Source organism: Microbispora sp. H13382, from assembly GCF_014161445.1.
Lineage (GTDB): Bacteria > Actinomycetota > Actinomycetes > Streptosporangiales > Streptosporangiaceae > Microbispora.
In genome coordinates, this window is record NZ_JABBXA010000001.1 from 286,948 (window position 1) to 309,118 (window position 22,171).

The 22,171-nt window shown below is 72.3% G+C and carries 22 protein-coding genes and 1 pseudogene; 12 read left to right on the plus strand and 11 right to left on the minus strand.

Going from position 1 to position 22,171, the window contains the following annotated elements; all coding sequences use genetic code 11:
* Nucleotides 1-87: 87 nt before the first annotated feature.
* Both HHX41_RS01185 and HHX41_RS01190 read left to right on the plus strand, forming a co-directional pair.
* A complete protein-coding gene (locus HHX41_RS01185; protein ID WP_220503622.1) occupies nucleotides 88-1,731 on the plus strand; it encodes an FUSC family protein in 1,644 nt (547 codons plus the stop codon).
* 11 nt (nucleotides 1,732-1,742) lie between these two features.
* Entirely contained in the window at nucleotides 1,743-2,282 is a 540-nt protein-coding gene (locus tag HHX41_RS01190; protein WP_310741700.1) for a MarR family transcriptional regulator, read from the plus strand.
* A 77-nt stretch (nucleotides 2,283-2,359) separates the two neighbouring features.
* Here the strand turns inward: HHX41_RS01190 and HHX41_RS01195 are convergent, their stop codons facing one another.
* Complete coding sequence (locus tag HHX41_RS01195; RefSeq protein ID WP_182904467.1) at nucleotides 2,360-3,058, minus strand: TetR/AcrR family transcriptional regulator; 699 nt, start codon at nucleotides 3,056-3,058, stop codon at nucleotides 2,360-2,362.
* A 112-nt stretch (nucleotides 3,059-3,170) separates the two neighbouring features.
* Between HHX41_RS01195 and HHX41_RS01200 the strand changes: the two genes are divergently transcribed.
* The 3 genes from HHX41_RS01200 to HHX41_RS01210 are packed head-to-tail and all read left to right on the plus strand — an operon-like array spanning nucleotide 3,171 to nucleotide 5,473.
* On the plus strand, nucleotides 3,171-3,518 hold the full coding sequence (locus HHX41_RS01200) for a YrdB family protein (protein WP_169979114.1): 348 nt from the start codon (nucleotides 3,171-3,173) through the stop codon (nucleotides 3,516-3,518).
* 10 nt (nucleotides 3,519-3,528) lie between these two features.
* Nucleotides 3,529-4,458, plus strand: coding sequence for an NAD-dependent epimerase/dehydratase family protein (locus tag HHX41_RS01205; protein ID WP_182904468.1), 930 nt, complete (start codon nucleotides 3,529-3,531; stop codon nucleotides 4,456-4,458).
* Between the two features lie 34 nt (nucleotides 4,459-4,492).
* Nucleotides 4,493-5,473 carry a Gfo/Idh/MocA family protein gene (locus HHX41_RS01210; RefSeq protein WP_182904469.1) on the plus strand — a complete coding sequence of 327 codons (981 nt, stop codon included), beginning with the start codon at nucleotides 4,493-4,495 and terminating at the stop codon, nucleotides 5,471-5,473.
* A 60-nt stretch (nucleotides 5,474-5,533) separates the two neighbouring features.
* Here HHX41_RS01210 and HHX41_RS01215 read toward each other — a convergent pair whose 3' ends face one another.
* A complete protein-coding gene (locus HHX41_RS01215) occupies nucleotides 5,534-6,874 on the minus strand; it encodes a Glu/Leu/Phe/Val dehydrogenase (RefSeq protein WP_182904470.1) in 1,341 nt (446 codons plus the stop codon).
* A 234-nt stretch (nucleotides 6,875-7,108) separates the two neighbouring features.
* Here HHX41_RS01215 and HHX41_RS01220 point away from each other — a divergent pair, with 234 nt between their 5' ends.
* Nucleotides 7,109-8,692: an alkaline phosphatase D family protein gene (locus tag HHX41_RS01220; RefSeq protein WP_182904471.1), complete on the plus strand. Its 1,584-nt coding sequence runs from the start codon at nucleotides 7,109-7,111 to the stop codon at nucleotides 8,690-8,692.
* Here HHX41_RS01220 and rocD read toward each other — a convergent pair.
* The 3 genes from rocD to HHX41_RS01235 all read right to left on the minus strand — a co-directional run bounded on the left by rocD (nucleotide 8,661) and on the right by HHX41_RS01235 (nucleotide 11,273).
* Nucleotides 8,661-9,866, minus strand: coding sequence for an ornithine--oxo-acid transaminase (gene rocD / locus HHX41_RS01225; protein WP_182904472.1), 1,206 nt, complete (start codon nucleotides 9,864-9,866; stop codon nucleotides 8,661-8,663). The two genes, HHX41_RS01220 and rocD, sit on opposite strands and share 32 nt — an antisense overlap.
* A complete protein-coding gene (ddaH, locus tag HHX41_RS01230) occupies nucleotides 9,863-10,717 on the minus strand; it encodes a dimethylargininase (RefSeq protein WP_259400549.1) in 855 nt (284 codons plus the stop codon). The genes rocD and ddaH overlap by 4 nt, the downstream gene beginning before the upstream one ends.
* A 106-nt stretch (nucleotides 10,718-10,823) precedes the next feature.
* On the minus strand, nucleotides 10,824-11,273 hold the full coding sequence (locus HHX41_RS01235; RefSeq protein WP_182904473.1) for an Lrp/AsnC family transcriptional regulator: 450 nt from the start codon (nucleotides 11,271-11,273) through the stop codon (nucleotides 10,824-10,826).
* A gap of 132 nt (nucleotides 11,274-11,405) precedes the next feature.
* On the opposite strand from HHX41_RS01235, the gene HHX41_RS01240 reads away from it, so the two are divergent.
* Nucleotides 11,406-12,062, plus strand: a complete 657-nt coding sequence (locus HHX41_RS01240) for a class I SAM-dependent methyltransferase (protein ID WP_182904474.1) — start codon at nucleotides 11,406-11,408, stop codon at nucleotides 12,060-12,062.
* A gap of 54 nt (nucleotides 12,063-12,116) precedes the next feature.
* On the opposite strand, the gene HHX41_RS01245 is transcribed toward HHX41_RS01240, so the two are convergent.
* A complete protein-coding gene (locus tag HHX41_RS01245) occupies nucleotides 12,117-12,803 on the minus strand; it encodes a DsbA family protein (protein ID WP_182904475.1) in 687 nt (228 codons plus the stop codon).
* 149 nt (nucleotides 12,804-12,952) lie between these two features.
* A complete protein-coding gene (locus HHX41_RS01250) occupies nucleotides 12,953-13,969 on the minus strand; it encodes a DMT family transporter (protein ID WP_182904476.1) in 1,017 nt (338 codons plus the stop codon).
* Between the two features lie 100 nt (nucleotides 13,970-14,069).
* On the opposite strand from HHX41_RS01250, the gene HHX41_RS01255 reads away from it, so the two are divergent.
* The gene (locus HHX41_RS01255; protein ID WP_182904477.1) at nucleotides 14,070-14,771 is read left to right on the plus strand and encodes a TetR/AcrR family transcriptional regulator; all 702 of its coding nucleotides are present in this window, start codon (nucleotides 14,070-14,072) and stop codon (nucleotides 14,769-14,771) included.
* Nucleotides 14,772-14,927: 156 nt separating this feature from the next.
* Here HHX41_RS01255 and HHX41_RS01260 read toward each other — a convergent pair whose 3' ends face one another.
* Entirely contained in the window at nucleotides 14,928-15,560 is a 633-nt protein-coding gene (locus HHX41_RS01260) for a TetR/AcrR family transcriptional regulator (protein WP_182904478.1), read from the minus strand.
* A gap of 64 nt (nucleotides 15,561-15,624) precedes the next feature.
* On the opposite strand from HHX41_RS01260, the pseudogene HHX41_RS01265 reads away from it, so the two are divergent.
* The 3 genes and pseudogenes from HHX41_RS01265 to HHX41_RS01275 form a co-directional block, all read left to right on the plus strand.
* A pseudogene (locus HHX41_RS01265) lies at nucleotides 15,625-16,293 on the plus strand (ABC transporter ATP-binding protein); the annotation flags it as partial.
* A 71-nt stretch (nucleotides 16,294-16,364) separates the two neighbouring features.
* A complete protein-coding gene (locus HHX41_RS01270; protein ID WP_182904479.1) occupies nucleotides 16,365-17,093 on the plus strand; it encodes an ABC transporter permease in 729 nt (242 codons plus the stop codon).
* A 70-nt stretch (nucleotides 17,094-17,163) separates the two neighbouring features.
* Nucleotides 17,164-18,072 carry a LysR substrate-binding domain-containing protein gene (locus HHX41_RS01275; RefSeq protein ID WP_169979079.1) on the plus strand — a complete coding sequence of 303 codons (909 nt, stop codon included), beginning with the start codon at nucleotides 17,164-17,166 and terminating at the stop codon, nucleotides 18,070-18,072.
* A 1-nt stretch (nucleotide 18,073) separates the two neighbouring features.
* Here the strand turns inward: HHX41_RS01275 and HHX41_RS01280 are convergent, their stop codons facing one another.
* Entirely contained in the window at nucleotides 18,074-18,973 is a 900-nt protein-coding gene (locus tag HHX41_RS01280; RefSeq protein WP_310741703.1) for a helix-turn-helix transcriptional regulator, read from the minus strand.
* A gap of 219 nt (nucleotides 18,974-19,192) precedes the next feature.
* On the opposite strand from HHX41_RS01280, the gene HHX41_RS01285 reads away from it, so the two are divergent.
* Nucleotides 19,193-19,687 (plus strand): ATP-binding protein, encoded by a 495-nt coding sequence (locus tag HHX41_RS01285; protein WP_169979077.1) that lies wholly within the window; start codon nucleotides 19,193-19,195, stop codon nucleotides 19,685-19,687.
* A gap of 105 nt (nucleotides 19,688-19,792) precedes the next feature.
* Here the strand turns inward: HHX41_RS01285 and HHX41_RS01290 are convergent, their stop codons facing one another.
* Entirely contained in the window at nucleotides 19,793-20,503 is a 711-nt protein-coding gene (locus HHX41_RS01290) for a DUF5941 domain-containing protein (RefSeq protein WP_182904480.1), read from the minus strand.
* Complete coding sequence (locus tag HHX41_RS01295; protein ID WP_182904481.1) at nucleotides 20,500-22,095, minus strand: CDP-alcohol phosphatidyltransferase family protein; 1,596 nt, start codon at nucleotides 22,093-22,095, stop codon at nucleotides 20,500-20,502. The genes HHX41_RS01290 and HHX41_RS01295 overlap by 4 nt, the downstream gene beginning before the upstream one ends.
* Between the last annotated feature and the right edge of the window lie 76 nt (nucleotides 22,096-22,171).

Below are 22,171 nucleotides of genomic sequence, written 5' to 3' on the forward strand. Positions count from 1 at the left end.
AGCGCCCGGAGCTCTTGGCCATGGCAGTGAGTCATTCGCGAGCTGATATGTTTTACGAGTAAAACATATGTGAAAGAACGGGGGATCATGAGGCCGGCGATGCGAGGGCGGCTGCCGTTGCGGGGGGTGTTCAGAGTCGGCCGACTGGGGGACGTCTGGCACAAGCAGGCGCTCAGCGCGGTCGTCGCGCTCGCCGTGCCGGACGCGGTCCTCCTCCTGCTGGACCGTCTGGACCTGGCCGTGTACACCTCCGCCGGCGCCTTGTGCGCCCTCTACGCGCACGGCCTGCCGTACCGGGTCAGGGCGCGCACCCTGCTCGGCGTTGTGGCGGGCATGGTCGCAAGCGTGGGCGTCGCGCTCACCGCGGCCGGTCTCACCCGGTCGGCCCCCGTCCTGGTCGTCGTGGCGGCGCTGCTCGCCGCCGCGCACAAGGTGGCGTGCGACGCCGCCCGGATCGGCCCGCCGGGCAACCTGATCTTCACGTTCATCGGCGCGACCTGCACGTTCCTGCCGCAGCGGCTCGGGGACATCCCCTTCCACCTCGCGCTCGTCGCGGCGGCGGCGGCGCTCGCCTGGCTCGTCTGCATGGCTCCCGCGCTCGTCCGTCCCGAGGGGCCCCAGCGCACGGCCGTGGCCCGGGCGCTGGAGGCCGCCGTGCGGCTCGCCCACGCGGAGGGGCCGGCGGCCGCCCGCGCGCGGCACGACGCGGCGGCGGCGGTCAACGCGGCCTGGCACACGCTGCTTCCGTCGCCCGAGGGGCGGGGCAGGCGCGCGCTCGAACGTCTCCTGGCCCGGGTGGAGGCGTCCCTCCCGGCCGTGCCCCGCGACGAGGCGGGCCTGTTCACGGGCTGGGCCGCGGACCTGCGCCGCAACCGCCCGGTGCCGGAGGTGAGCCTCGGCGAGACGGGGGCCGCCGGGCTCGCCGGCATCGCGCTGGAACGGGCGGCGCCGGCCGGGCCGGGCCTGCTGCGCATGTTCCACCCCGGCTCCCCGCTGTTCCCGATCGGTGTGCGCGTCGCCGTCGGGTCCGCCCTCGCCGGGCTGGTCTCGCTGGCCGCAGGGGTCGGTCACCCCTACTGGGCGGTGGTCACGGCCGCGTCGGTCTTCCAGGCCAACGCCACGCTGTCCTGGCAGCGGGCCCTGCAGCGCGCCCTCGGAAACGTGGTCGGCCTGCTCGTCTTCACGGCGCTGCTGCCGGTCAGCCGTACGGGCGCGCTCGCCCTGGTCCTGCTCACGCTTGCCCTCCAGTTCTGCACGGAGGCGCTGATGACCCGCAACTACTGGCTGGGCACGGTGTGCGTGACGCCGATGGCCCTCCTGCTCACCGAACTGCCCGGATACCAGCCCGCGTGGCCGCTGGTCCGCGACCGCTGGCTGGACACGGCCGTGGGCGTCGCGGCGGGACTGCTCGGCTGTCTGCTGGTGACCAACCGCCGCAGCGCCGGGCGGATCGACGCGGCGCTGCGGCGTGTGGCCGCCGCCCAGGCGGCGGCCCGGCGCCTCCTCGCCCGTGGTCCGGGTGAGCCGGGGGAGACGGCGCGGGTGAGGGGCATGCTCGTCGACGCTCTGGTGGAGCTGCGCCGGGCCGCCGACGTCGCCGCCGGCGAGTGGTGGCAGCGCGCGTTGCCGGAGGAGCAGGTCGCCCGGGCCGAGCAGGAGGGGCACCGCCTGCTGGCGAGGCTGGCCGTACGGGATCGGGATAGAGTCGGCTGCGAACGGACCCAGGGCTGAGGAATCGGGGCGTGGAGGACATCGCCGGCGAGGCGCCCGAGAGCGTCGCAGAGGACGTCGTCGCGCAGGTGATGCGCCAGTGGCGGCGTGTCCACCCCGAGCTGGACACCGCCCCGATCGCCGTGATCGGCCGCCTCACCCGGTGTGTCCTGCTGCTGCAGCAGGCCGGCGACGCGCCCCTTCGGGAGTACGGACTCACCCGGCCGGAGTTCGACGTCCTCGCCGCGCTGCGGCGGCTGGACCGGGAGCTCACCCCGAGCCGGATCGCCAGGGAGACCTTCGCCTCGGGCGCGGCCGTCACCAAGCGGCTGCGGGCCCTGGAGGAGCGCGGCCTCGTGCGCCGCCGCCCCGACGACCGCGACCGGCGGGTCTCCCACCTCGCGCTCACCGACGAGGGCCGTGCGCTCACCGACCGGCTGCTGCCCCGGCAGCTCGGATACGAGAGCGATCTGCTGGCAGCGCTGGGCGCCGACCGGCAGCGGGAGCTCGGAGACCTCCTCGGCGAGCTGCTCCTCCTCCTGGAGGGACGCCTCGGCGCCCGTCAGTTCTGACTTCGCCGTGAGAAGATCTCCCCCTGCGCGTCGGCGTAACCTCCGACGCCGGCGAGCGTCCGGCTGCCGGGGGCCGCCTACTCGGGAAGGCCGAGCAACCGGCCGAGGCAGGTCACGTTGTGGTCGAACAGTTCGGCGCGGTGGGTGATGGTGTTGTTGAACTGGCCGAAGAGCTCGAAGCTGACCATTCCGAACAGGCCTGTCCACGCGGCGATCGCCCGCGTGACCACGTCGTCGGGCACGCCCGGCATCAGCGACCGTACGACCTCGGCGTCCTCCGCCAGGACCGCGGGCGGTGGCGGGCAGATCGGGGGAGGGACGAGCCTGCCCGCCCGGTGGGCGTCGGTGACGATCCGCCCGTACACGGCCGTGTCGCGTACCGCAGGCGCGACGGTGTCCTGCGGAGCGGCGTAGCCCGGCACGGGCGAGCCGTACAGAAGGGCGTACTCGTGGGGATGGGCCAGGGCCCACTCGCGTACGGCGCGGCAGACGGCGAGCCAGCGCCCGGTGAAGTCGCCGGCCGCGCAGGCGGCGTCGGCGCGCTCGACGGCCTCTCCGAGGGCGTTGTACCCGTCGATGATCAGCGCGGTGAGCAGGTCGTCACGGCTGGGGAAGTAGCGGTAGATCGCCGAGGAGACCATCCCCATCTCGCGAGCCACCGCCCGCAGGGACAGACCCGGGGCCCCAGCGGTCGCCAGATGGCGCCGGGCGATGTCCGTGATCTCCTTGATCAGTTCCGCTCTCACCCGCTCGCGCGCGGTACGGCTCGCGTTCATGCGACCAGGTTATCAGAGCACCTGTGTGATTAGAGAGCACCGCTCTTGACGTAAGCCACCCTATTGAGAGAGCATTGCTCTCGTAACGGAGCGACGAACGCTAGGGGTGTCCATGTCAGCCGGGATCAAGGGACTGATCGCCGCAACGATGTTCTTCCTGGAGCTGGGGGTGCTGATCTCGCTGGCCTACTGGGGGTTCACCCGCGAGGCGAACATCATGGTCAAGATCTTGTTGGGGCTCGGCACACCCGCCGTGTTCGCGACGCTCTGGGGGTTGTTCATGGCGGGCGGCAAGGCGCCGCACCAGTTGCACGGGCTCGCCCGGGCCGCCTTCGAGGTCGTGTGGTTCGGGGCGGGGGCGGCCGCGCTGGCGGCCTCCGGGCTCGTCACCGCCGGTGTCGTGTTCGCGGCCGTGTACGTCGTGGACGGCGTGCTGCGGCTGCTGACGGATCAAGTGTGAAGGAGAAGTGATGGGCAGGCATGTGATCGTCGGAGCGGGGCAGGTCGGCGGCGGGCTCGCCGAGACGCTGGCGGAGCGGGGGCACGAGGTGACCCTCGTCACCCGCTCGGGCTCGGGCCCGAAGCGTCCGGGAATCTCGCCGGTCGCGGCGGACGCGGCCGACGCCGACGCCATGCGGCGGCTCACCGAGGGGGCCGGCGCGCTCTACAACTGCGCCAACCCGCGCTATCACCGGTGGCCCCTGGACTGGCCGCCGATCGCGGCCGCGCTGCTGGCCGCCGCGGAGTCGTCCGGAGCCGTCCTGGTCACGCTGGGCAACCTGTACGGGTACGGGCCGGTGGACGGGCCGATGACCGAAGACCTGCCGCTCGCCGCGACGGGTACGAAGGGCAGGGTCCGGGCGCGGATGTGGGAGGAGATGCGGGCCGCCCACGAGGCGGGAAGGGTGCGGGTGACCGAGGTGCGAGGCTCGGACTACTACGGGCCGCGGTCGTCCGACCAGTCCTACCTGGGGCCGCGGCTCCTGGAGCCGCTGTTCGCGGGCAAGACCGCCACCGTCGTCAGCGACCCCGACATTCCGCACAGCTGGACGTACCTGCCGGACGTGGTGCGGTCGCTGGCGGCGGCCGCAGAGGAGGAGCGCGCCTGGGGCCGGCCCTGGCACATCCCGACCGCGCCGCCCTTCACCTTGCGGCATTTCGCCGAGACGGTGTGCGAGGCGGCCGGTCTCCCGGCGCCGCGCCTGCGGCGGCTGCCGGCGTGGATGCTGAAGGCGGGGGGTCTCGCGTCGCCGTTCCTGCGCGAGCTGGGGGAGACCCGTTACCAGTTCGACCGGCCGTACGTGCTCGACTCCTCCGCCTCCCAGGCGGTTCTCGGGTTCACGCCGACGCCGATCGAGGCCGGGGTGAAGGAGACGGTGGCGTGGTGGCGGGGGCGCTGAGAGGCGCCGGAGGGACGGCGATAGTCTCCCGGGCATGAGAGTCGGGATCATCGGCCTGGGAGACATCGCGGAGAAGGCGTACCTGCCGGTGCTGGCGGCGACGCCGGACATCGAGCCGCTGCTGTGCACCCGCGACCGCACGGCTCTCGACCGGCTCGGCGACGCGTACCGGATCGGCGCGCGCTTCACCTCCCCGGACGGCCTCGTCGAGGCCGGGATCGACGCGGCCTTCGTGCACGCCGCCACCACCGCGCACGTCCCGATCGTGACCACGCTGCTGGAGGCGGGCGTGCACGTCTACGTCGACAAGCCGCTCGCCTACGACGCCGCCGCCTCCGCCGGGCTCGTCCGGCTGGCCGCCGAGCGGAACAAATCGCTGATGGTCGGCTTCAACCGCAGGCACGCCCCCGCGTACGCGGCCCTGCGCGACCTGCCGCGCGACGTGGTCGTGATGCAGAAGAACCGGCGGGACCTGCCCGGCGACCCGCGCGCCGTGGTCTTCGACGACTTCATCCACGTGGCCGACACGCTGCGCTTCCTCGCCCCCGGGCCGATCACCGGCACCTCGGTCAGGACCAGGGTGCGGGAGGGCCTGCTCGAACACGTCGTGCTCACGCTCGGCGGCGACGGCTTCACCGCCGTCGGCGTGATGAGCCGCACCAGCGGCGCGGCCGAGGAGATCTGCGAGGTCATGGGCGACGGCGGGAAGCGGCGCGTGGTCAACCTCGGCGACGTGGTCGACTACGCCGGGGGCGAGACCGTCACGAGGCGGGGGGACTGGGTCCCGGCGACCCGGCAGCGCGGCATCGAGCAGATCTGCCGGGAGTTCCTCGCCGCGGTGCGGGAGGGGCGGATCCTCGCGGCGGACGACGCCCTGCTGACCCACCGGCTGTGTGAGGAGATCGTACGGGCCGCTGGGGACGCCTCCGGTGCGGACACCATTGTTACGGGCACCGCCGCTGAGGACACCGCCACCATGGACCCCGCCACGATGGACGCCGCCACGACGGCCTGACCGCCTCCCGGAAGCCGCATTTTCCCGGGAGGCGGTCGTCATCGCCGTCTTTCAGGGCCGTCAGGGGTAGAGGCCACGCATGCGGTGGGCCTCGGCCACCCGCCCCACGCCGATCGCGTGGGCGGCCTGGCGGAGCGTGAGGTCGCGCTCCACGGCCAGATCCGCGACCGCCCGGTAGGCGTTCTCCATCAGGTCGCGGAGCTTCACCTCGACCTCGCCCGCGCTCCAGGAGTACGCCTGGGTGTTCTGCACCCACTCCAGGTAGGACACGATGACCCCGCCGGCGTTGGCCAGGATGTCGGGGACCACCGTGACCCCGTTGCCCGCCATGATTAGGTCGGCCTCGGGCGTGGTGGGCCCGTTGGCGCCCTCCACGACCAGGCGGGCCCGTACGCGCGGGGCGTTGTCCGCCGTGATCACGCCTTCGAGCGCGGCGGGGACCAGCACGTCCACGTCGAGTTCGAGCAGGTCGCCGTGGGAGAGCGCGTCGGCGTCGCGGTAGCCGTGCACCGAGCCGGTCTCGGCCGCGTGGGCGCGCAACGCGGCGACGTCGAGCCCGGAGGGCCTGACGACCGCGCCGCCCGCGTCGGAGACGGCCACGACACGGCAGCCGGCGTCGGCGAGGTACTGCGCGGCGAGCGCGCCCACCTTCCCGAAGCCCTGCACCGCCACGGTCGCGCCCTCGGGGGAGCGCGCCCCACTCATCTCGGCCAGCGCCTGCAGCGCGGCGATCTGCACCCCGCGCGAGGTCGCGCCCGCACGGCCCAGCGAGCCGCCGAGAGCCGTGGGCTTGCCGGTCACCACGCCCGGGACCGAGTAGCCCGCGTTCGCGCTGTAGGTGTCCATGATCCAGGCCATGGTCTGCTCGTCGGTGCCCACGTCGGGCGCGGGGATGTCCTTCTCCGGGCCGATGAGCGGCAGGATCTCGTTGACGTAGCGCCGGGTGACGCGTTCGAGTTCGCGGGTGGTCAGCGTGGCCGGGTCCACCGCGACGCCGCCCTTCGCCCCGCCGTACGGTATGCCGACGAGCGCGCACTTCCACGTCATCCACATGGCGAGTGCGGTGACCTCGGCGAGGTCGGTGGCGGGGTGGAAACGGATGCCGCCCTTGGCCGGGCCGCGCGACAGGTTGTGCTGCACGCGGTGGCCCTGCACCACCTCCAGGCGGCCGTCCTCGCGCCGTACGGGCACGGAGACCGTCAGCGAGCGGCGGGGCGTGGCGAGCATGCGGTGCATGCCGTCGTCGAGGCCGAGGAAGCGGGACGCCTCGGCGAGCTGGAACCGGGCGGCGGCGAGGGCGTGATCGCCGGGGGTGGGCCGGGGGCCGGAAGACGCGGTCTGCGGATCGGGGATCGGGGACCGAACCCCCGACGCCGTTGTCGGGAAGTCCGTGATGGTCATTCTGTTGTTCTCCTGTCGGAAGAGAGGCCGTCCCCCCGGACCCCGGGGCCGTCGACGTTGACGACCGCGTACGACGGGCCTGGAGGAGCGACATCTGGATCAAACCGCGAGCCGTGGTGACCGCGATATAGGCCAATAAGGAGATCGACGGGCGAGATTTCGCCGTTCTGGTGAACTTGGGACCCGGTTTGCGCACCTTTTGCGATAGACGGGGTTTGCCAGTAGACAAGGTGGGTGCCGGAACTTGTGCTGGGCCCGCTGTTGCGTCACGTGGACGCGGCCGTCGCGACCGTCTGGGTGGAGACCTCGGAGCCGTGTACCGTCCGCGTGCGGGCCGGCGACGCCTGCTCGCAGGAGCGCACCTTCACGGTGCACGGTCACCACTACGCCCTGCTCGACGTCGGCATCGACGGGCCGGTGGCCTACGAGGTGGAGCTCGATGACCGGCGGGTGTGGCCGGAAGAGGGCCTGCCGCCGAGCGTGATCCGCCCGCTCACCCGCCTCGACCGGCTGATCTTCGGCTCCTGCCGCACGAGCGTCCCGCACGAGGAGCCGTACGTGCGCACGCACGGCCCGGACGTCCTGCGGGCGTACGGCCTGCGCGTGATGGAGTCGCCGGACGAGCGGCCCGACCTGATCCTGCTGCTGGGCGACCAGGTGTACGCCGACGAGCTCACCCCGGATATGAAGGAGTTCATCGCCGGGCGCAGGGACGACGGCCCGCAGGAGGTCGTCGACTTCGAGGAGTACGCCGAGCTGTACCGCCAGGCGTGGTCCGATCCTCCGGTCCGCTGGCTGATGGCCACGGTCCCCACCCTGATGATCTTCGACGACCACGACGTCAGGGACGACTGGAACACCTCGGCGGCATGGCGTGAGCAGATGGCCGAGGTGGCCTGGTGGGACCGGCGCATCGTCTCGGCGCTCGGCTCGTACTACGTCTACCAGCACCTGGGGAACCTGCCCCCGGACGAGCGGGCGGCCGATCCCGTGCTCGCCGCGCTCAAGGCCGGCGGCGGCGACGAGGCGCTCGACGCCTTCGCCCGGCGGGCCGACCGTGAGCCCGACTCGGTGCGCTGGAGCTACCACCGGGACCTGGGCGACGCCCGGCTGATCGTGCTGGACAGCCGCAGCGCCCGGGTGCTGGAGCCGGGACACCGGCGGATGCTCGACCCCGAGGAGTGGGACTGGTTCGACAAGCACGCCACGGGCGACTTCGGACACCTGCTCGTCGGGTCCTCGCTGCCGATCCTGCTGCCCGCGGGCATCCACCACGTCGAGAGCTGGAACGAGGCGGTCTGCGACGGCATCTGGGGCCGCCGGGCGGCGCGGTGGGGCGAGCGGCTGCGGCAGTTTCTCGACCTGGAGCACTGGGGGGCCTTCCGCCGGTCGTTCGAGGAACTCGCGCGGGTGGTGCTGGAGGTCGCCTCGGGCCGCCGGGGCAGGCCGCCCGCGAGCGTCCTGCTCCTGTCGGGCGACGTCCACTACTCCTACATGGCGTCCGTACGGCGCCGGGGCGGCGGGCGCGTCCATCAGATCGTCTGCTCGCCGATCCGCAACCCGCTGAGCCGCACGCTGCGCTTCGCCAACATCGTGGCGTCGTTCGGGCTGGCGGGCGTGCTCGGCGGGGTGCTGGCCAGGGCGGGCGGCCTTCCCCGGACGCCGGTGCGATGGCAGATCAGCAAGGGACCCTGGTTCCCCAACATGATGACCGCCGTCGACCTGGCGCCCGGAGAGGCCAGGGTGACGTGGTTCACCGACACCGGCGACCACGACACGGTGCTGATCAGGCCCGAGCCTCCCGCAGCACCGCGCTGAGCTGGTCCATCGCCCACTCCAGGTCCTCGCGGGAGACGACGAGCGGCGGCGCGAGGCGGATCGTCGAGCCGTGCGTGTCCTTGACGAGCACGCCGCGGCGCATGAGCGCCTCGCTGATCTGCCGGCCCGTGCCGAGCGAGGGGTCGATGTCGACGCCCGCCCACAGCCCGCGCCCACGCACCGCCACCACACCGGGGCCGAGATCGGCCAGCCGCGCGTGCAGGAACGCGCCCAGCTCGCGGGCCCTGGCCTGATACTCGCCGGTCTTCAGCAGCCCGATGACCGCGTCGCCGACGGCGCACGCCAGCGGGTTGCCGCCGAAGGTGGAGCCGTGCTGGCCGGGCCCGATCACGCCCAGGACGTCGGTGTTCGCGACGACCGCGGAGACCGGGACCACGCCGCCGCCGAGGGCCTTGCCCAGGACGTACAGGTCCGGGACGACCCGCTCGTGGTCGCAGGCGAACGTATCGCCGGTGCGGCCGAGGCCCGACTGGATCTCGTCGGCCACGAACAGCACGTTGTTGTCGGTGCAGATCTCCCGGACCGCGGCCAGGTAGCCGTCCGGCGGGACCAGCACGCCGGCCTCGCCCTGGATCGGTTCGAGCAGCACGGCCACGGTGTTCTCGTCGATCGCCTCCCTGACCGCCTCCACGGAGCCGTACTTGACGATCCGGAAGCCGGGGGAGAAGGGGCCGAACCCGTCGCGCGACTCGGGGTCGGTGGAGAAGCCCACGATCGTCGTCGTACGGCCGTGGAAGTTGTCCTCCATCACGACGATGTTGGCCTGACCGGGGGCGACGCCCTTGACCTCGTACCCCCACTTGCGGGCCACCTTGATCGCGGTCTCGACGGCCTCCGCGCCGGTGTTCATCGGCAGGACCATGTCCTTGCCGCACAGCTCGGAAAGGCCGGTCACGAACGCCGCGAACCGGTCGTGGTAGAACGCCCTGCTGGTCAGCGTCAGCCGGTCGAGCTGCTCGCGCGCCGCCGCGAGGATCTCGGGGTTGCCGTGGCCGAAGTTCAGCGAGGAGTAGCCGGCCAGGCAGTCGAGATACCGCTTGCCCTCGACGTCGGTGACCCAGGCGCCCTCGGCGGAGCTGATCACGACGGGCAGCGGGTGGTAGTTGTGCGCACTGTGGCTCTCGCTGAGCCTGATCAGCTCCTCGGTCTTCATCGGATCTCCCTGCTCGGCCGGATCTCGAGGGTGCAGCACTTGGGACCGCCGCCGGACTTGCGCAGCTCGCTGAGGTCGACCGGGACGACCTCGAAGCCGCGGCGCTTGAGTTCCAGGATCAACCCGGTCGCCTCGGCGTTGACGACGACGTTGCGGCCGTCGCTCACCGCGTTGAGGCCCAGCACCTCCGCGTCCGCGGACGTGGCGATGACGGCGTCGGGGAACAGCCGCCGCAGCACCTTTCTGCTGCCCTCGCTGAACGCCTCTGGATAGTACGCGACGTTGCGGCCGTCCAGCGAAAACAGGGCGGTGTCGAGGTGGTAGAACCTCGGGTCGACCAGGCGCAGCGTGACGACCGGCCGGCCGAGGAACTCCTGGGCCTCCATGTGCGCCGCCACGTCGGTGCGGAAGCCCGTCCCGGCCAGGATCATCTCGTCGAGCGTCAGGTAGTCGCCCTCGCCCTCGTTGGTGAAGGACGCCTCCAGTGTCTCGTATCCCCGCTCGCTGAACCACCGCAGGTAGGCGGGGCCCTCGGCCGCTCGCTGCGGGTGGGCGAACCTGGCGCCGTAGACCCGTCCGTCGACCACGAGCGCGCCGTTGGCGGCGAACACCATGTCCGGCAGGCCCTCGATCGGGTCGATCAGGCTGACGGTGTGGCCCAGGCTCTCGTACGCCTGCCGGAGGCTGTCCCACTGCCGCAGCGCCCGTGCGGTGTCGGTCTCCTTCTCCGGGCGCATCCATGGGTTGATGGAATACGAGACCGTGAAGAACTCGGGCCGGCACATCAGGAAATGCCGGACCGTACCCGTGTGACCACTGTCCGTGGCCTCGGTGGCTGGCGCGAGCGTCATCGTCGACTCCAAGCGGGAAACCGGTGAACGGGACTTCAGCGTAGGAATCCGGAGACGACAATCCAATGCGCCCGCGTTGCGGTCACATGTGGATCGGTTGCGTCCTTCACCCGTTTTGCGGCGATCCGTTAATCAGCCGGGACAGCACGATCGAGCTCTTGGTGCGCACCACGAACGGCTCGGCCGCCAGGCGTTCGATCACCCGCTCGACGTGCCGTACGTCGGTCGCGCGGATGTGCAGCAACGCGTCCGCCTCGCCGGTGACCGTGCAGGCCGAGACGACCTCCGGGTGCCGGGACACGGCCATGCCGATCTCCGTGGGGGAGGTCTTGCCCCGGCAGTACAGCTCGACGTACGCCTCGGTGGTCCAGCCGAGGGCCGACGGCTCCACCCGGGCGCTGAACCCGGTGATCGCGCCACTGGCGACGAGCCGGTCGACCCGCCTCTTCACGGCCGGAGCCGACAGCCCCACTTGAGTGCCTATCTCGGCGTACGTCGCTCGGGCGTCCTCGACGAGGGCCCGGATGATGGCGCGATCGAGCTCGTCCAACTTCACGTGGACCTGTATACAGCCGCCGCGTCCGGCATGCCCCCGCGCCCGGCGTGCCACCCCCGTCCGCGGCAGCGACGACATGCGCGAGGTGATCACAGGTACGGATTGTCGGTGGCGGTTGAGAGGATCGTCGCCATGACCGAACTCACCTCCGCGATCACCGGTTACTGGGACGCCGCCGCCGACGCGTTCGACGACGAGCCCGACCACGGCCTGCGGGCTGATCACACGCATGCCGCCTGGGAGCGCCTGCTGCGCGCGTGGGCGCCTTCCCGCCCGGCCGACATCCTGGACGTCGGCTGCGGCACCGGCTCGCTGTCGGCGTTGCTGGCCGCGGCCGGGCATCGCGTCACCGGTGTCGACCTGTCACCACGGATGGTGGAGCGGGCCCGGGCCAAGCTCGCGGACGCCGGGCTCACCGGGCGTTTCCTGGTCGGCGACGCCGCCGTCCCGCCCGTGGGCGGCGAACGGTTCGACATGCTGCTCTGCCGGCACCTGATCTGGACCCTGCCCGATCCCCATGCCGCGCTGCGCGGTTGGGTCGCCCGGCTTCGCCCGAACGGCCGGCTGGTGCTGATCGAGGGACGCTGGGGTGAGGCCGGGCAGGCCGGACAGCCCTATGTGACGGGAGCCGAATCGCTGCCCTGGGGCTTCGGCGTCACCGCCGCCGACCTGGCCGACGCGGTGCGGCCGCTCGTCGCCGACGTGCGTATCGAACCGCTCAGCGACGATCCCGACCTGTGGGGGCGCCCGGTGAGCGATGAACGCTACGCGCTCATCGCCCATCTCTAGCCGGCGGGCCGCCCGGGTCCGGCGGCGTTCTGTGCCTTGGGGCGGGCGCTTCGGTCAGGCGGCGGCGCGCTTGAGGATGTCCTCGTACACGCTCGGATCGTCGTAGGAGACGACGGGCCAGCCGATGCCGTACCCGCCGGCCCAGCCGACCTCGATTCCGGGGTTGGCGTGGTCGGTGCCGTCCGGCAGGAACAGGTGCGGGCTGCAGTTCACCCCGTCGGCCGCCGCGACGGCGGCCTGCCCGGACAGCGTCGCGCGTGCCCGGCCGTCGTCGAGCGCGGCCGCCAGCGCGGCCACGTCCACCACCCCGGTGGACGCGGCGGCGTCCAGGATGACCTTGCGGTGGCTGATGCACCGCGACTCGGCCCAAAAGGCCCTCCGCAGCGCCAGGTCGAGCTGCTCCGAGGCGGTGAGCCCCTGCTCCTTGGCCGCCTGGACGGCCTCCAGCGCGGGCAATGTGGTGGACGGGTACAGCCAGTCCTTCGCCTGCCACAGCTGCCACCCCGCGCCGGGCTCGAGCGAGGCCATCCGGGCCACCTCGCTGTCGGTACCCGGCCGGGGGCTGGGTGCCTCGTTGAGCAGTTCCAGAGGGAAGGCGTGATGGTCGAACCGGACCCGGCCGGTCAGCCCGAGCCGTTCCCGGGTCAGGTGGAGCCGGTGCACCGCGATGTGCGCGAAGGAGCACCAGATGTCGGAGAAGATGATGATGGTGCCGGGCTCCGGGGACGGTGTCGTCGTCATCGGCGTTCTCCTTGCGTCGTCTCTTGTCCCACGACGGTTCGTGCGAACCGAGGATGTGCCGGGGCGCCGGGCGGACCAGATCGTCCGGCGCGGTGTCGGATCTTGCCGGGGCGGCCAGGTCGGCCAGGTCGTCCGCGCGGTGACTTCGCTCAGGTGAGCTGGACGAGCACCGAGCCGGCGATGAGCAGGACGAGACCGGCCAGGCGCGGCGCGGTGAGCGGGCGGCGGGGCAGCCGCAGGAGGCCGTGGTTGTCGATCACGGCCGAGGCGGCCTGCTGCCCGGTCACGGTCAGGGCGACGGTGGTGGCGGCGCCGATCGCGGGGATGAGCGTGAAGGTCGCGGTGACATAGGCCGCGGCGCAGGCGCCGCCGAGCCAGCCCCACCAGGGCATCGTGCGCAGCCCGGCGAGTCGCGGCCGGGGGGTGCGGTGCGTCGCCAGCAGGACGATCAGCACCACGGCGATGGTGATCGTGGCCGCGACGAAGCTGATCATCGCGGTCGTCACCGGCTCGTGGATGTCCTTGCGCAGTGCGGCGTTGACCGCTCCCTGCACGGGCAGGACGGCGCCGGCGACGATGCCCAGCAGGATCCAGCCGCCCTGGCCGAGGCCGCCCGCCCGGCGCACGCCCGGGATGGCCGGGGCGGTGAGGGTCGTGGTCCCCGCCCCGCCGGCGGGGCCGCCCGGGGCCCCGGGCGCCGGTCCCGAGGCGGACGGCGCCGGGCGCTGCCCACGGATGATCACGGTGATGCCGGCCAGGACCGCGAGCGCGCCGAGTGCGATGCCGAGGCTCGGCGGCTTGCGGGCGACGCCGAGCAGGCCGAACAGGTCCAGCCCCAGCGACGCGAACATCTGGCCGGTCACGAACAGCCCGGCCGCCGCCAGAGCGCCGAGGCGGGGGAAGAGCAGGATCCCGCTGGTGATGTAGAGCGGGCTTGCGAGCCCGCCGAGCAGGTGCCAGACCGGCACATCGGGCACGAGGCGGATCGCCCCGATGGCGCCGGCCGCGACCGCGAGGAGCACCAGCAGGGCGGTCGCCACGCTCAACTGCAGGGTCGAGGCGCCGTACGGCGTGCCGACGGCCTTGTTGAGCTGGAGATTCACCGAGGCCTGCACGGCCAGCAGGCAGCCGGCCAGCAGCGCCGAGGCGAGGAACAGGGCATGCATGGCAGTCCCCCAGGAATAAGTGGACGTGCTGTCCGGATGAGACTAGGCGAGAACCGGACATGGTGTCCATATGGCTGGCGCGAGGGGCTAGCATGTCCTCATGGCCAACGGGTTGCCGGATTCCGGCGGGAACCGGGCGAACGGCCGCGCCCCGTCGGAGGGGGCAGTCCCGGTCGGCGCCGACCGGGAACTGCCCGTGCTGGACCTCGAACCGGGCCGGCCCGCTCCGGTGCGGGAACGGGCGGACGCCGCGCGCAACCGCATGCGCGTGCTGAAGGCGGCGGAGAAGCTTTTCGCGGAGACAGACGCCCGGCACGTCACGATGGACGAGATCGCCAAGGCGGCGGGCGTGGGCCGGGCCACGCTCTACCGGCGCTATCCGGACCCCGCGTCGATCGCGACGGCCCTGCTCGACGAGCACGAACGGCAGGTGCAGGAGCACATCCTGAGCGGTCCGCCGCCGCTCGGCCCGGGGGCCTCACCGGCCGACCGGCTCGCCGCCTTCCACGTCGCCATGACCGATCTGCTGGAGCGTCACCTGCACCTCGTCCTCGGAGCCGAGACCGGGAGCGCGCGGTTCGGCACCGGCGCCTACCGCTTCTGGCGCCTACATGTGCGGATGCTGCTGACCGAGGCGGGGGTGCCGGACCCCGACGCGATGACGGACGCCGTGCTGGCGCCGCTCGCGCCCGAGGTCTACCAGTTCCAGCGGCACACCCTGGGCCTGTCGCAGGCCCGTGTCACCGAGGCGCTGGTGTGGAGCGCCCGCCGCCTGGCGGGACACGACCCAGGTCGTGCCTGACGAATCAAGCCCTGCCGCGCGTGGCCCGGGCGCGGTCGGCCACCAGGCGTGACCAGCCGGGCGAGACCATCACGTCACTGATCCGATCCGGCCTGTCCGCGCGGATGGGCGACGGAAGGGCGGCGAGGCGGGAAGCGAGGCCGACGGCGACTCGTCTCACCGGGTGCAGTAGTCGCCGATCCCGTGCTCCAGCAGGTCGAAGGCGCGCTCGGCGTGGTTCCTGATGTCGGCCCTGATCAGCGCCGGGTCCTCCCCGGCCATCTGCCGCATCGCGAAGTGACGGGTCAGCGCGTGGACGACGGCGCAGATCTGCGCCGCCACCAGCCAGGGGGTCAGGTCGTCGGGCTCGGCGTCGGCGTCCTCCGCGAGCGTCCGGGCGAGCCGCTCCTCCCGGTTGACGTCCAGCATGCGCACGCGTGACTGCAGGGACACGCTCTCCCGCACCCGCTGCGTGAACAGGTCCAGGCCCTCGCTCATCCCGTAACGCCAGTCGCCCGCGTCGAGGGCCTCGAAGAAGTCGCGCCGCACCGCTTCGACCGCCGTCTCGCCCGCGCGGCGCTCGCGCACGGCGCGGGCCAGCAGGTCCTCGGTCTCCTCGCCACGGTCGAGGAACAGGTCCTCCTTCGTGCGGAAGTAGTTGAAGACGGTGTTGACCGACACGTCGGCGGCCCTGGCCACCTCGGCCACCGTGACGTTGTCGAAGCCCCGTTGCAGGAACAGCCCCATCGCGATGTCCGCGATGCGCTGCCGGGTCTCCCGCTTCTTCCGCTCCCGCAGGCCCTCTTCCATGCCTCGATTGTAAGGGCGGATGCAAACTTTAAGCGACACCAAATTTGGTGCTACTCTACCCGGCATGATTCATGCCAGAGGGCTCACCAAGACGTTCGGGCCGGTCGAGGCCGTCCGGGGGATCGATCTCGACGTCTCCGCGGGGGAGATCGTCGGTTTCCTCGGACCGAACGGCGCGGGCAAGACCACCACGCTGCGGATGCTGACCACGCTGCTGCGCCCGACGTCCGGCACCGCCACGGTCGCGGGCGCCGACCTGTTCGCCGACCCCGCGGGCGTGCGCCGCCGCATCGGCTACGTCGCCCAGGGCGGCGCGTTCGCCCCGTTCTCGCCGGTGGGGGAGGAGCTCGTGCTCCAGGCCCGCCTGTACGGCCTGACCAGGGAGGAGGCCCGCGAGCGGGTGACCGCCCTGCTCGCCGGGCTCGACCTGCCCGGGGTCGAGGAGCGTACGACGGTCACGATGTCGGGCGGCCAGAAGCGCCGGCTGGACATCGCGATGGGCCTGCTCCACCGGCCCGAGCTGCTCTTCCTCGACGAGCCCACGACGGGGCTCGACCCGCAGAGCCGCGCCAACCTGTGGGACCACGTGCGGCGGCTGCGCGAGCGGGACGGCCTGACGGTCTTCCTCACGACCCACTATCTGGAGGAGGCCGACGCGCTCTGCGACCGCGTTCTGATCATCGACCACGGCCGGATCGTCGCCGGGGGCACGCCGGACGAGCTGAAGTCCGAGCACGGCGCGCGGACCCTCGACGACGTCTTCCTCGCCGTCACCGGCCGCGAGCCGCGCGAGGGGGCCGCCGCGTGACCGCCCTCGCCGCCCTGACCGGGCACTACCTGCGCGCATCCTTCGGCAACAGGTTCAGCCTGGTCTTCGGGGCCATCCAGCCGTTCCTCTACCTCGTGTTGTTCGGCCCGCTGTTCGACCGCAGCGGCGTTGGCTCGTGGGCCGTCCTCGTGCCCGGCCTGCTGGTGCAGCTGGGGCTGACGAGCGCGGGCATGGCCGGCTTCACCATCGTCTTCGACCAACGGTTCGGCGTGCTCGAACGGCTGCGGGTCACCCCGGTGAGCCGGGTGACGCTCCTGCTCGGCCGGGTGCTCAGGGACAGCGTGGTGCTGCTGATCCAGGCCGTGCTGATCGTCGTGGCGGCCTGGGCGCTGGGGCTGCGGGCGCCGCTGGCGGGGGTGCTCGCCGCCCTGCTGCTGATCACCGTGCTGTCCGTCGGCATGGCGTCGCTGTCGTACGCGGCGGCGCTCACCATGCGGCAGGAGCTGTTCGCGCCCGTGATGTCCACCGTGGTCATCCCGCTGATGCTGCTGTCGGGCGCGCTGCTGCCGATGTCGCTCGCCCCGGCCTGGCTGGACGTGGTGTCGCGGCTCACGCCGTTCCGGTACGCGGTCGAGGGGCTGCGCGCGCTGTTCGCCGGTTCCTACGCGTCGTCCGCCCTGTTGTGGGGGGTCGTCGTGTCCCTGGTGTTCGCCATCGTGGGCGTCGCTTTGGGCACCAGTCGTTTTCAACGAGAAAACGCCTGATCAGGGCCAGGAAAAGGCATTCGAACTTCATACCGGTTTGCGGGCGCCGCCGGGCACTGAGACGGTCACAATGGGGGGCGTGGCGGACGTCAACTTCACCCTCGTCCAGCTGCGTTACTTCGTAACCGCGGCCGAGCTCGGCAGCATGACCGCGGCCAGCAGAGAACTCATGGTGGCGCAGTCGGCGATCTCGGCCGCCATCGCCCAGGTGGAGCGGGAGCTGGGGGTCCAGCTCCTGATCCGCCACCATGCCCGCGGCCTGTCACTGACCCGCGCCGGCGAGCGCTTCCTCGTCGAGGCCCGGGAGTTCCTGTCCCACGCCGCGGCGCTCGCCCAGTCGGCCCGCGGCCTGGCGGGGTCGCTGACCGGTGAGCTCGCCGTCGGCTGCCTGACCACGCTCGCGCCGTTCTACCTGTCCCGGTTGCTGCGCGAATTCGCCGGGCGGTATCCGGGAGTGCGGGTCAGCGTCGCGGAGGGCGAGATCTCCACCATGGAGTCGGCCCTGCTCGACGGGCGGTGCGAGGTCGCTCTCGTCTACGCCATCGACCTCGCCCTCGACCTCGACATCCGGACGCTCACCCGGGCCAGGCCGTACGCGCTGCTGCCGCCGGAGCACCCGCTGGCCCGGGCGGAGGCGGTGTCGCTGGCGGAGCTGGCGGCCGAGCCGATGATCCTGCTGGACCTGCCGCGCAGCCGCGACTACTTCCGGACCATCTATCCCACCGAGCCGCGCGTGCGGTTCCGCACGTCGAGTTACGAGACGGCGCGCTCGCTGGTGGCGGGCGGGCACGGCTACTCGATACTCAACCAGCGGGCAGAAAGCGACCAGACCTACGACGGCGGCCGGGTCGCGTGCGTCCCGATCAGCGACGACGTGCCCACGCTCGACGTCGTGCTCGCCTCGGTGCGCGGCGTGCGGCCCACCGCGCGGGCGGTCGCCTTCGCCGAGACCTGCCAGGCGTTCTTCTCCGGCGGGTAGGTCACCCGAGGTCGGCGAGCAGCCCCTCCAGGAACGCGCCGGTGTGCGTGGCCGGCCTGGCGTCCACGCACACCGCGTTCAGCACCTGCGTGTACGCCTCTGTGTCCTCGGCCTTGTCCAGGTAGAGGGCGCTGGTGAGCTGTTCCAGGTAGACGACGTCGGGCAGTTCGGGCGCGTCGAAGCGCAGGATCGTGAAAGGCCCCCCGCACGCGGCGTGCCCGCCGTGGTCGAACGGCACGATCTGCAGCGTGATGTTCGGCTGCCTCGTCACCTCGATGAGGTGCTCCAGCTGGGCCCGCATGACCTTCCGGCCGCCGATCGGACGGCGCAGCGCGCCCTCGTCCATCACGGCCCACAGGGTCGCCGCATCGGGGCCCGTCAGCCGCTCCTGCCGGCGCATCCGCAGGTCGACGTGCCGGTCGACGTCGTCGGCCGACCGCCCCATGGTGCCGCGCAGGACGAGGGCCCGCGCGTACTCGGGCGTCTGCAGCAGCCCGGGGACGTACTGCAGCTCGTAGCAGCGGATGACGGACGCCGCCTCCTCCAGTCCGACGTAGAACTCGAACCAGCCCGGCAGCACGTCGCTGTACTTGTGCCACCAGCCGGGGATGTTCGCCTGTCGCGCCAGGTCGAGCAGCACGGCCCGGTCGTCGGGGTCGGTCATGCCGTACAGGGTGAGCAGGTCGGCGACGTCCCGCTCCTTGAAGCCGACCCGGCCGAGCTCGAGCCTGCTGATCTTGGCGTGCGACGCGCGGATGGCGCGGGCCGCCTTCTCGGGGGTGATGCCGCTCTCCCGGCGCAGCCGCCTGAGCTGGGCCCCCAGCAGCAGCCGCAGGGCCGTCGGGCCGCCGCGGGCGATCCCGGCCGGTGCGGGGGCGATGCTGCCCGCCTGTCCGTTCACGTGGGCTCCATACGCTCCGGAAGAATTCCTGGTAAAGCAATCGGATTGATCATCCTACCGGAGCGGGGTGAGGTCGTCTTTTCTGGGAACTTCGACAGAAAGTCGGGGGCCTACGACATTTGCACGTGCATGCGTGCTTGCATCCGCAAGGCACAGGGCAAGATACACGACGGCAGGGAAATTCACATCATGTAGTGAGTGAGACCTGAGGGATCGGCGATGACTGCAGACCTGGCGGGCCCGGGAGCCGCGACGGCGCCTACGTGGTTGACCTCGACGTTCGAGCGAGACGACATCGCCGGCTTGTCCCTGCCTCCGTCGGCGGCGTGCACCTTCCACGGGCGCACCACGTCCGCCGCCGCCGCGCGGGACTTCACCGCCAGGACGCTGTGCGGGTGGGGAGTGCCCGATCTCGTGCCGGACGCGCAGATTGTGGTGTCGGAGTTGGTGACCAACGCGCTGCGGCACGCTCCCGGCGATCCCGCCGACGCCCCGCCGATCCGGCTGAGGCTGGTGAAGCACCGGTTTCATATCGGCTGCGGAGTGAGCGACGCCAGCGCCCGAGTGCCCGCGGTCTCGCCCTGGAACGACCTGTCGGAGTCGGGCCGCGGGCTGCACCTGGTCGAGGCGCTGACGGCGGCGTGGGGGTGGGTCCTCACCCGTGGCGGCGGCAAGGTGGTGTGGGCGCTGTTCGACGCCTCGCCGGCCTCCTGACCGATCGATCCGCCCCGGAAAGCGGTCGGGCCGCACCGGCACCGCATGCCGGCGCGGCCCGCCAATCGCGAGGGGACGCCCCCGTCTGGGGAGGGGACGCGGTGGTCAGCCCTGCTCGGCCTCGCCGGTGACCTGCTCGGCGGCCTCCTCGGGCGACTGCTCCAGGTCCTGGTCGGCCTGGGCCTGCGCGGAGGCCTTGTCCAGCCGGACCCAGCTCGTGACGCTCTCGACCGCGAACAGCACGAGCAGGTACGCCGTGAGGACGGCCGCCACGGGGGTCAGCCAGCCGGCGGCGGCGGCCACGCCCAGGATCAGCAGGCGGACCTCCCAGCCCAGTCCGGCCTGGTACAGCCAGGCGGGGGGCCAGATGCCCTGCCGGGTGCGGTAGACGGTGTCGTACGTGTGGTAGCCGACCACGTAGAGGAGCACGAACAGCAGCCACTTGGGCGTGCCCTCGGCCAGCCCGAGCAGGATGATCGTCGCGAACTCGGCCGCCCGCAGCAGCGGGGGAGTGAGCCAGTCGAAGCGGCCCAGGTGGTCGCGTCCCGCGGTGGGCAGGACCAGCACGAGCAGCACGGCGACGGGCGCGAGCAGGATCGGGCCGTCGGTGAGGGCGCCGGCGACGGCCAGCGCCACGATCGCGAGCAGCGCCACCACGGTCGCGGGCACGGGCGGCAGCAACCGGCCCAGGGCGCCCTTCAGCGCGGTGGCGAGCGGGCCGTCGTCGCGGTAGGCGAGCAGGCGCGCGGTCTGGACGCGGCGGCGCTCCTCGTCCGGGTCAGAGAGCGGCGTGGTGGCCTGCGGCTGAGTGATCATGCGAGCGACCTCAGGAGACGTCCGGTGAGGGTGTAGGTGGCCGCGACGCCGCCCCAGACGATCAGCGTGAGGAACGTCACCCGGGGGTCGAAGAACGCGGCGGTGATCGCGATCGCGGCGAAGCGCTCGCCGATGGGGAACACGATCATCTTGCGGGCCCAGTGGACCGGGCGGAACCTGCCGGCGTTGGTCCAGAGCTTCAACAGCCCGCGCACGCCGGTGTTCCGGCTCGCCCTGCGCTGCTCCAGCGCCTCGCGCAGCGGACGGTCGTCGGCGATCGTCAGGTCCAGCGTGGGCAGCGGCACGGGCGCCTTGCGCCGGTTGGCCGCGCCGAACGAGAAGTCCAGCAGGTGCTTGACCGACTGGAGGGCCAGCGCGACCAGCGCCAGCGTCCAGATGCCCTCGCCGTCGCCGAACTGCCCGGACACCGTCGCGCCGACCGCGAGGCCGACGAAGACGGCGTACTCCTTGAACCGGTCGAAGGTGGCGTCCAGCCAGGCGCCGAGCACGCCGAACTTGCGCGCGTAGCGGGCGACCTGGCCGTCCACGCAGTCGAAGACGAACGCGAAGTAGATGAGCACCGCCCCGGCCACCGCCCCCCAGCGGGTGCCGGTGGCGAACGCGCCGGCCGACAGCAGGCCGAGAGCGATCGAGATCAGCGTCACCTGGTTGGGCGTGAGTCCCCTGCGGGCCGCCCAGCGGGCGATGAAACGGGAGTAGGTGCTGACGAAGAACGTGGTGAAGAAGCCGTCGGCGCCCTTCACGGCGTTGTCCAGCCGGGCCCGGTCCTCGTCGAAGCCCGCCATCTCCGTCAGCGCCTCGTCGGCCTCGGCCTGGCTGCGGATGCGGCGGAAGAACAGGTCGCGCCGGCCGCGCCGGCCCACCGACACGCCGCGCCGGACGAGGCCGAGCACGAGGAGCTCGGTCACGTCGTCCTCGGGGCCGAACAGGTGAGCCATGTCCGCGAGCTCGCGGGCGACCTCGGCGAGGGTCTGCAGGTGCCGCTGGTGGAGGTGCAGTGGCCCGAGCAGCGCCGCGTTCGGCCGGGTCACCGCGTGGTAGGCGGTGCCGACCGAGATGATCCGGCTGCGGCCGATGCGGGTGCGCTGGGGCAGCCCCTCGAGGACGCCCTGGCCGATCTCGGGCTCCGCCTCCTCGATGGGCACGAGTTCGGGCTGCTCGTCGCCGTCCTGCTCGTCGCGCTGCTCGCGGAGGACCAGCGCGATGGCGCCGCGCTTGGCCTTGGTGAGCTGGTAGAGCAGCTCGTCGTGCACCAGCGAGCCGGCCGGCAGGATCAGCAGGTTCTCCTCGGCGCCCTCGACCGCGTCCGCCAGCGCGCGCAGGTCACCGGCGACATCCGGGCTCTCCACCACCCGGCCGTACGGCCTGCGGTAGGCGGCGGCGTCCCCCGGCCGGGCGATCGTCGTCGGCTCGGGGTCCATGACGGCGGTCTGTGCGAGCAGCCTGTCGTACGCGGAGGGGGCCCCGGGCAGCGATTTGAGCGTGATGTCCGCGGGCAGGGCGGGCTGACCGCCGGGCGGCGGGGGACTGATCGGGCCGGGCGGGGCGCCCAGCAGGACCACGCGGGTCATGGCAACCTTTCACGCATCGGGGGGAGATCAGGCCCTCAGGCTTGACCGGCGCGGGGAAGTCCGCCGGAAGCCAAAG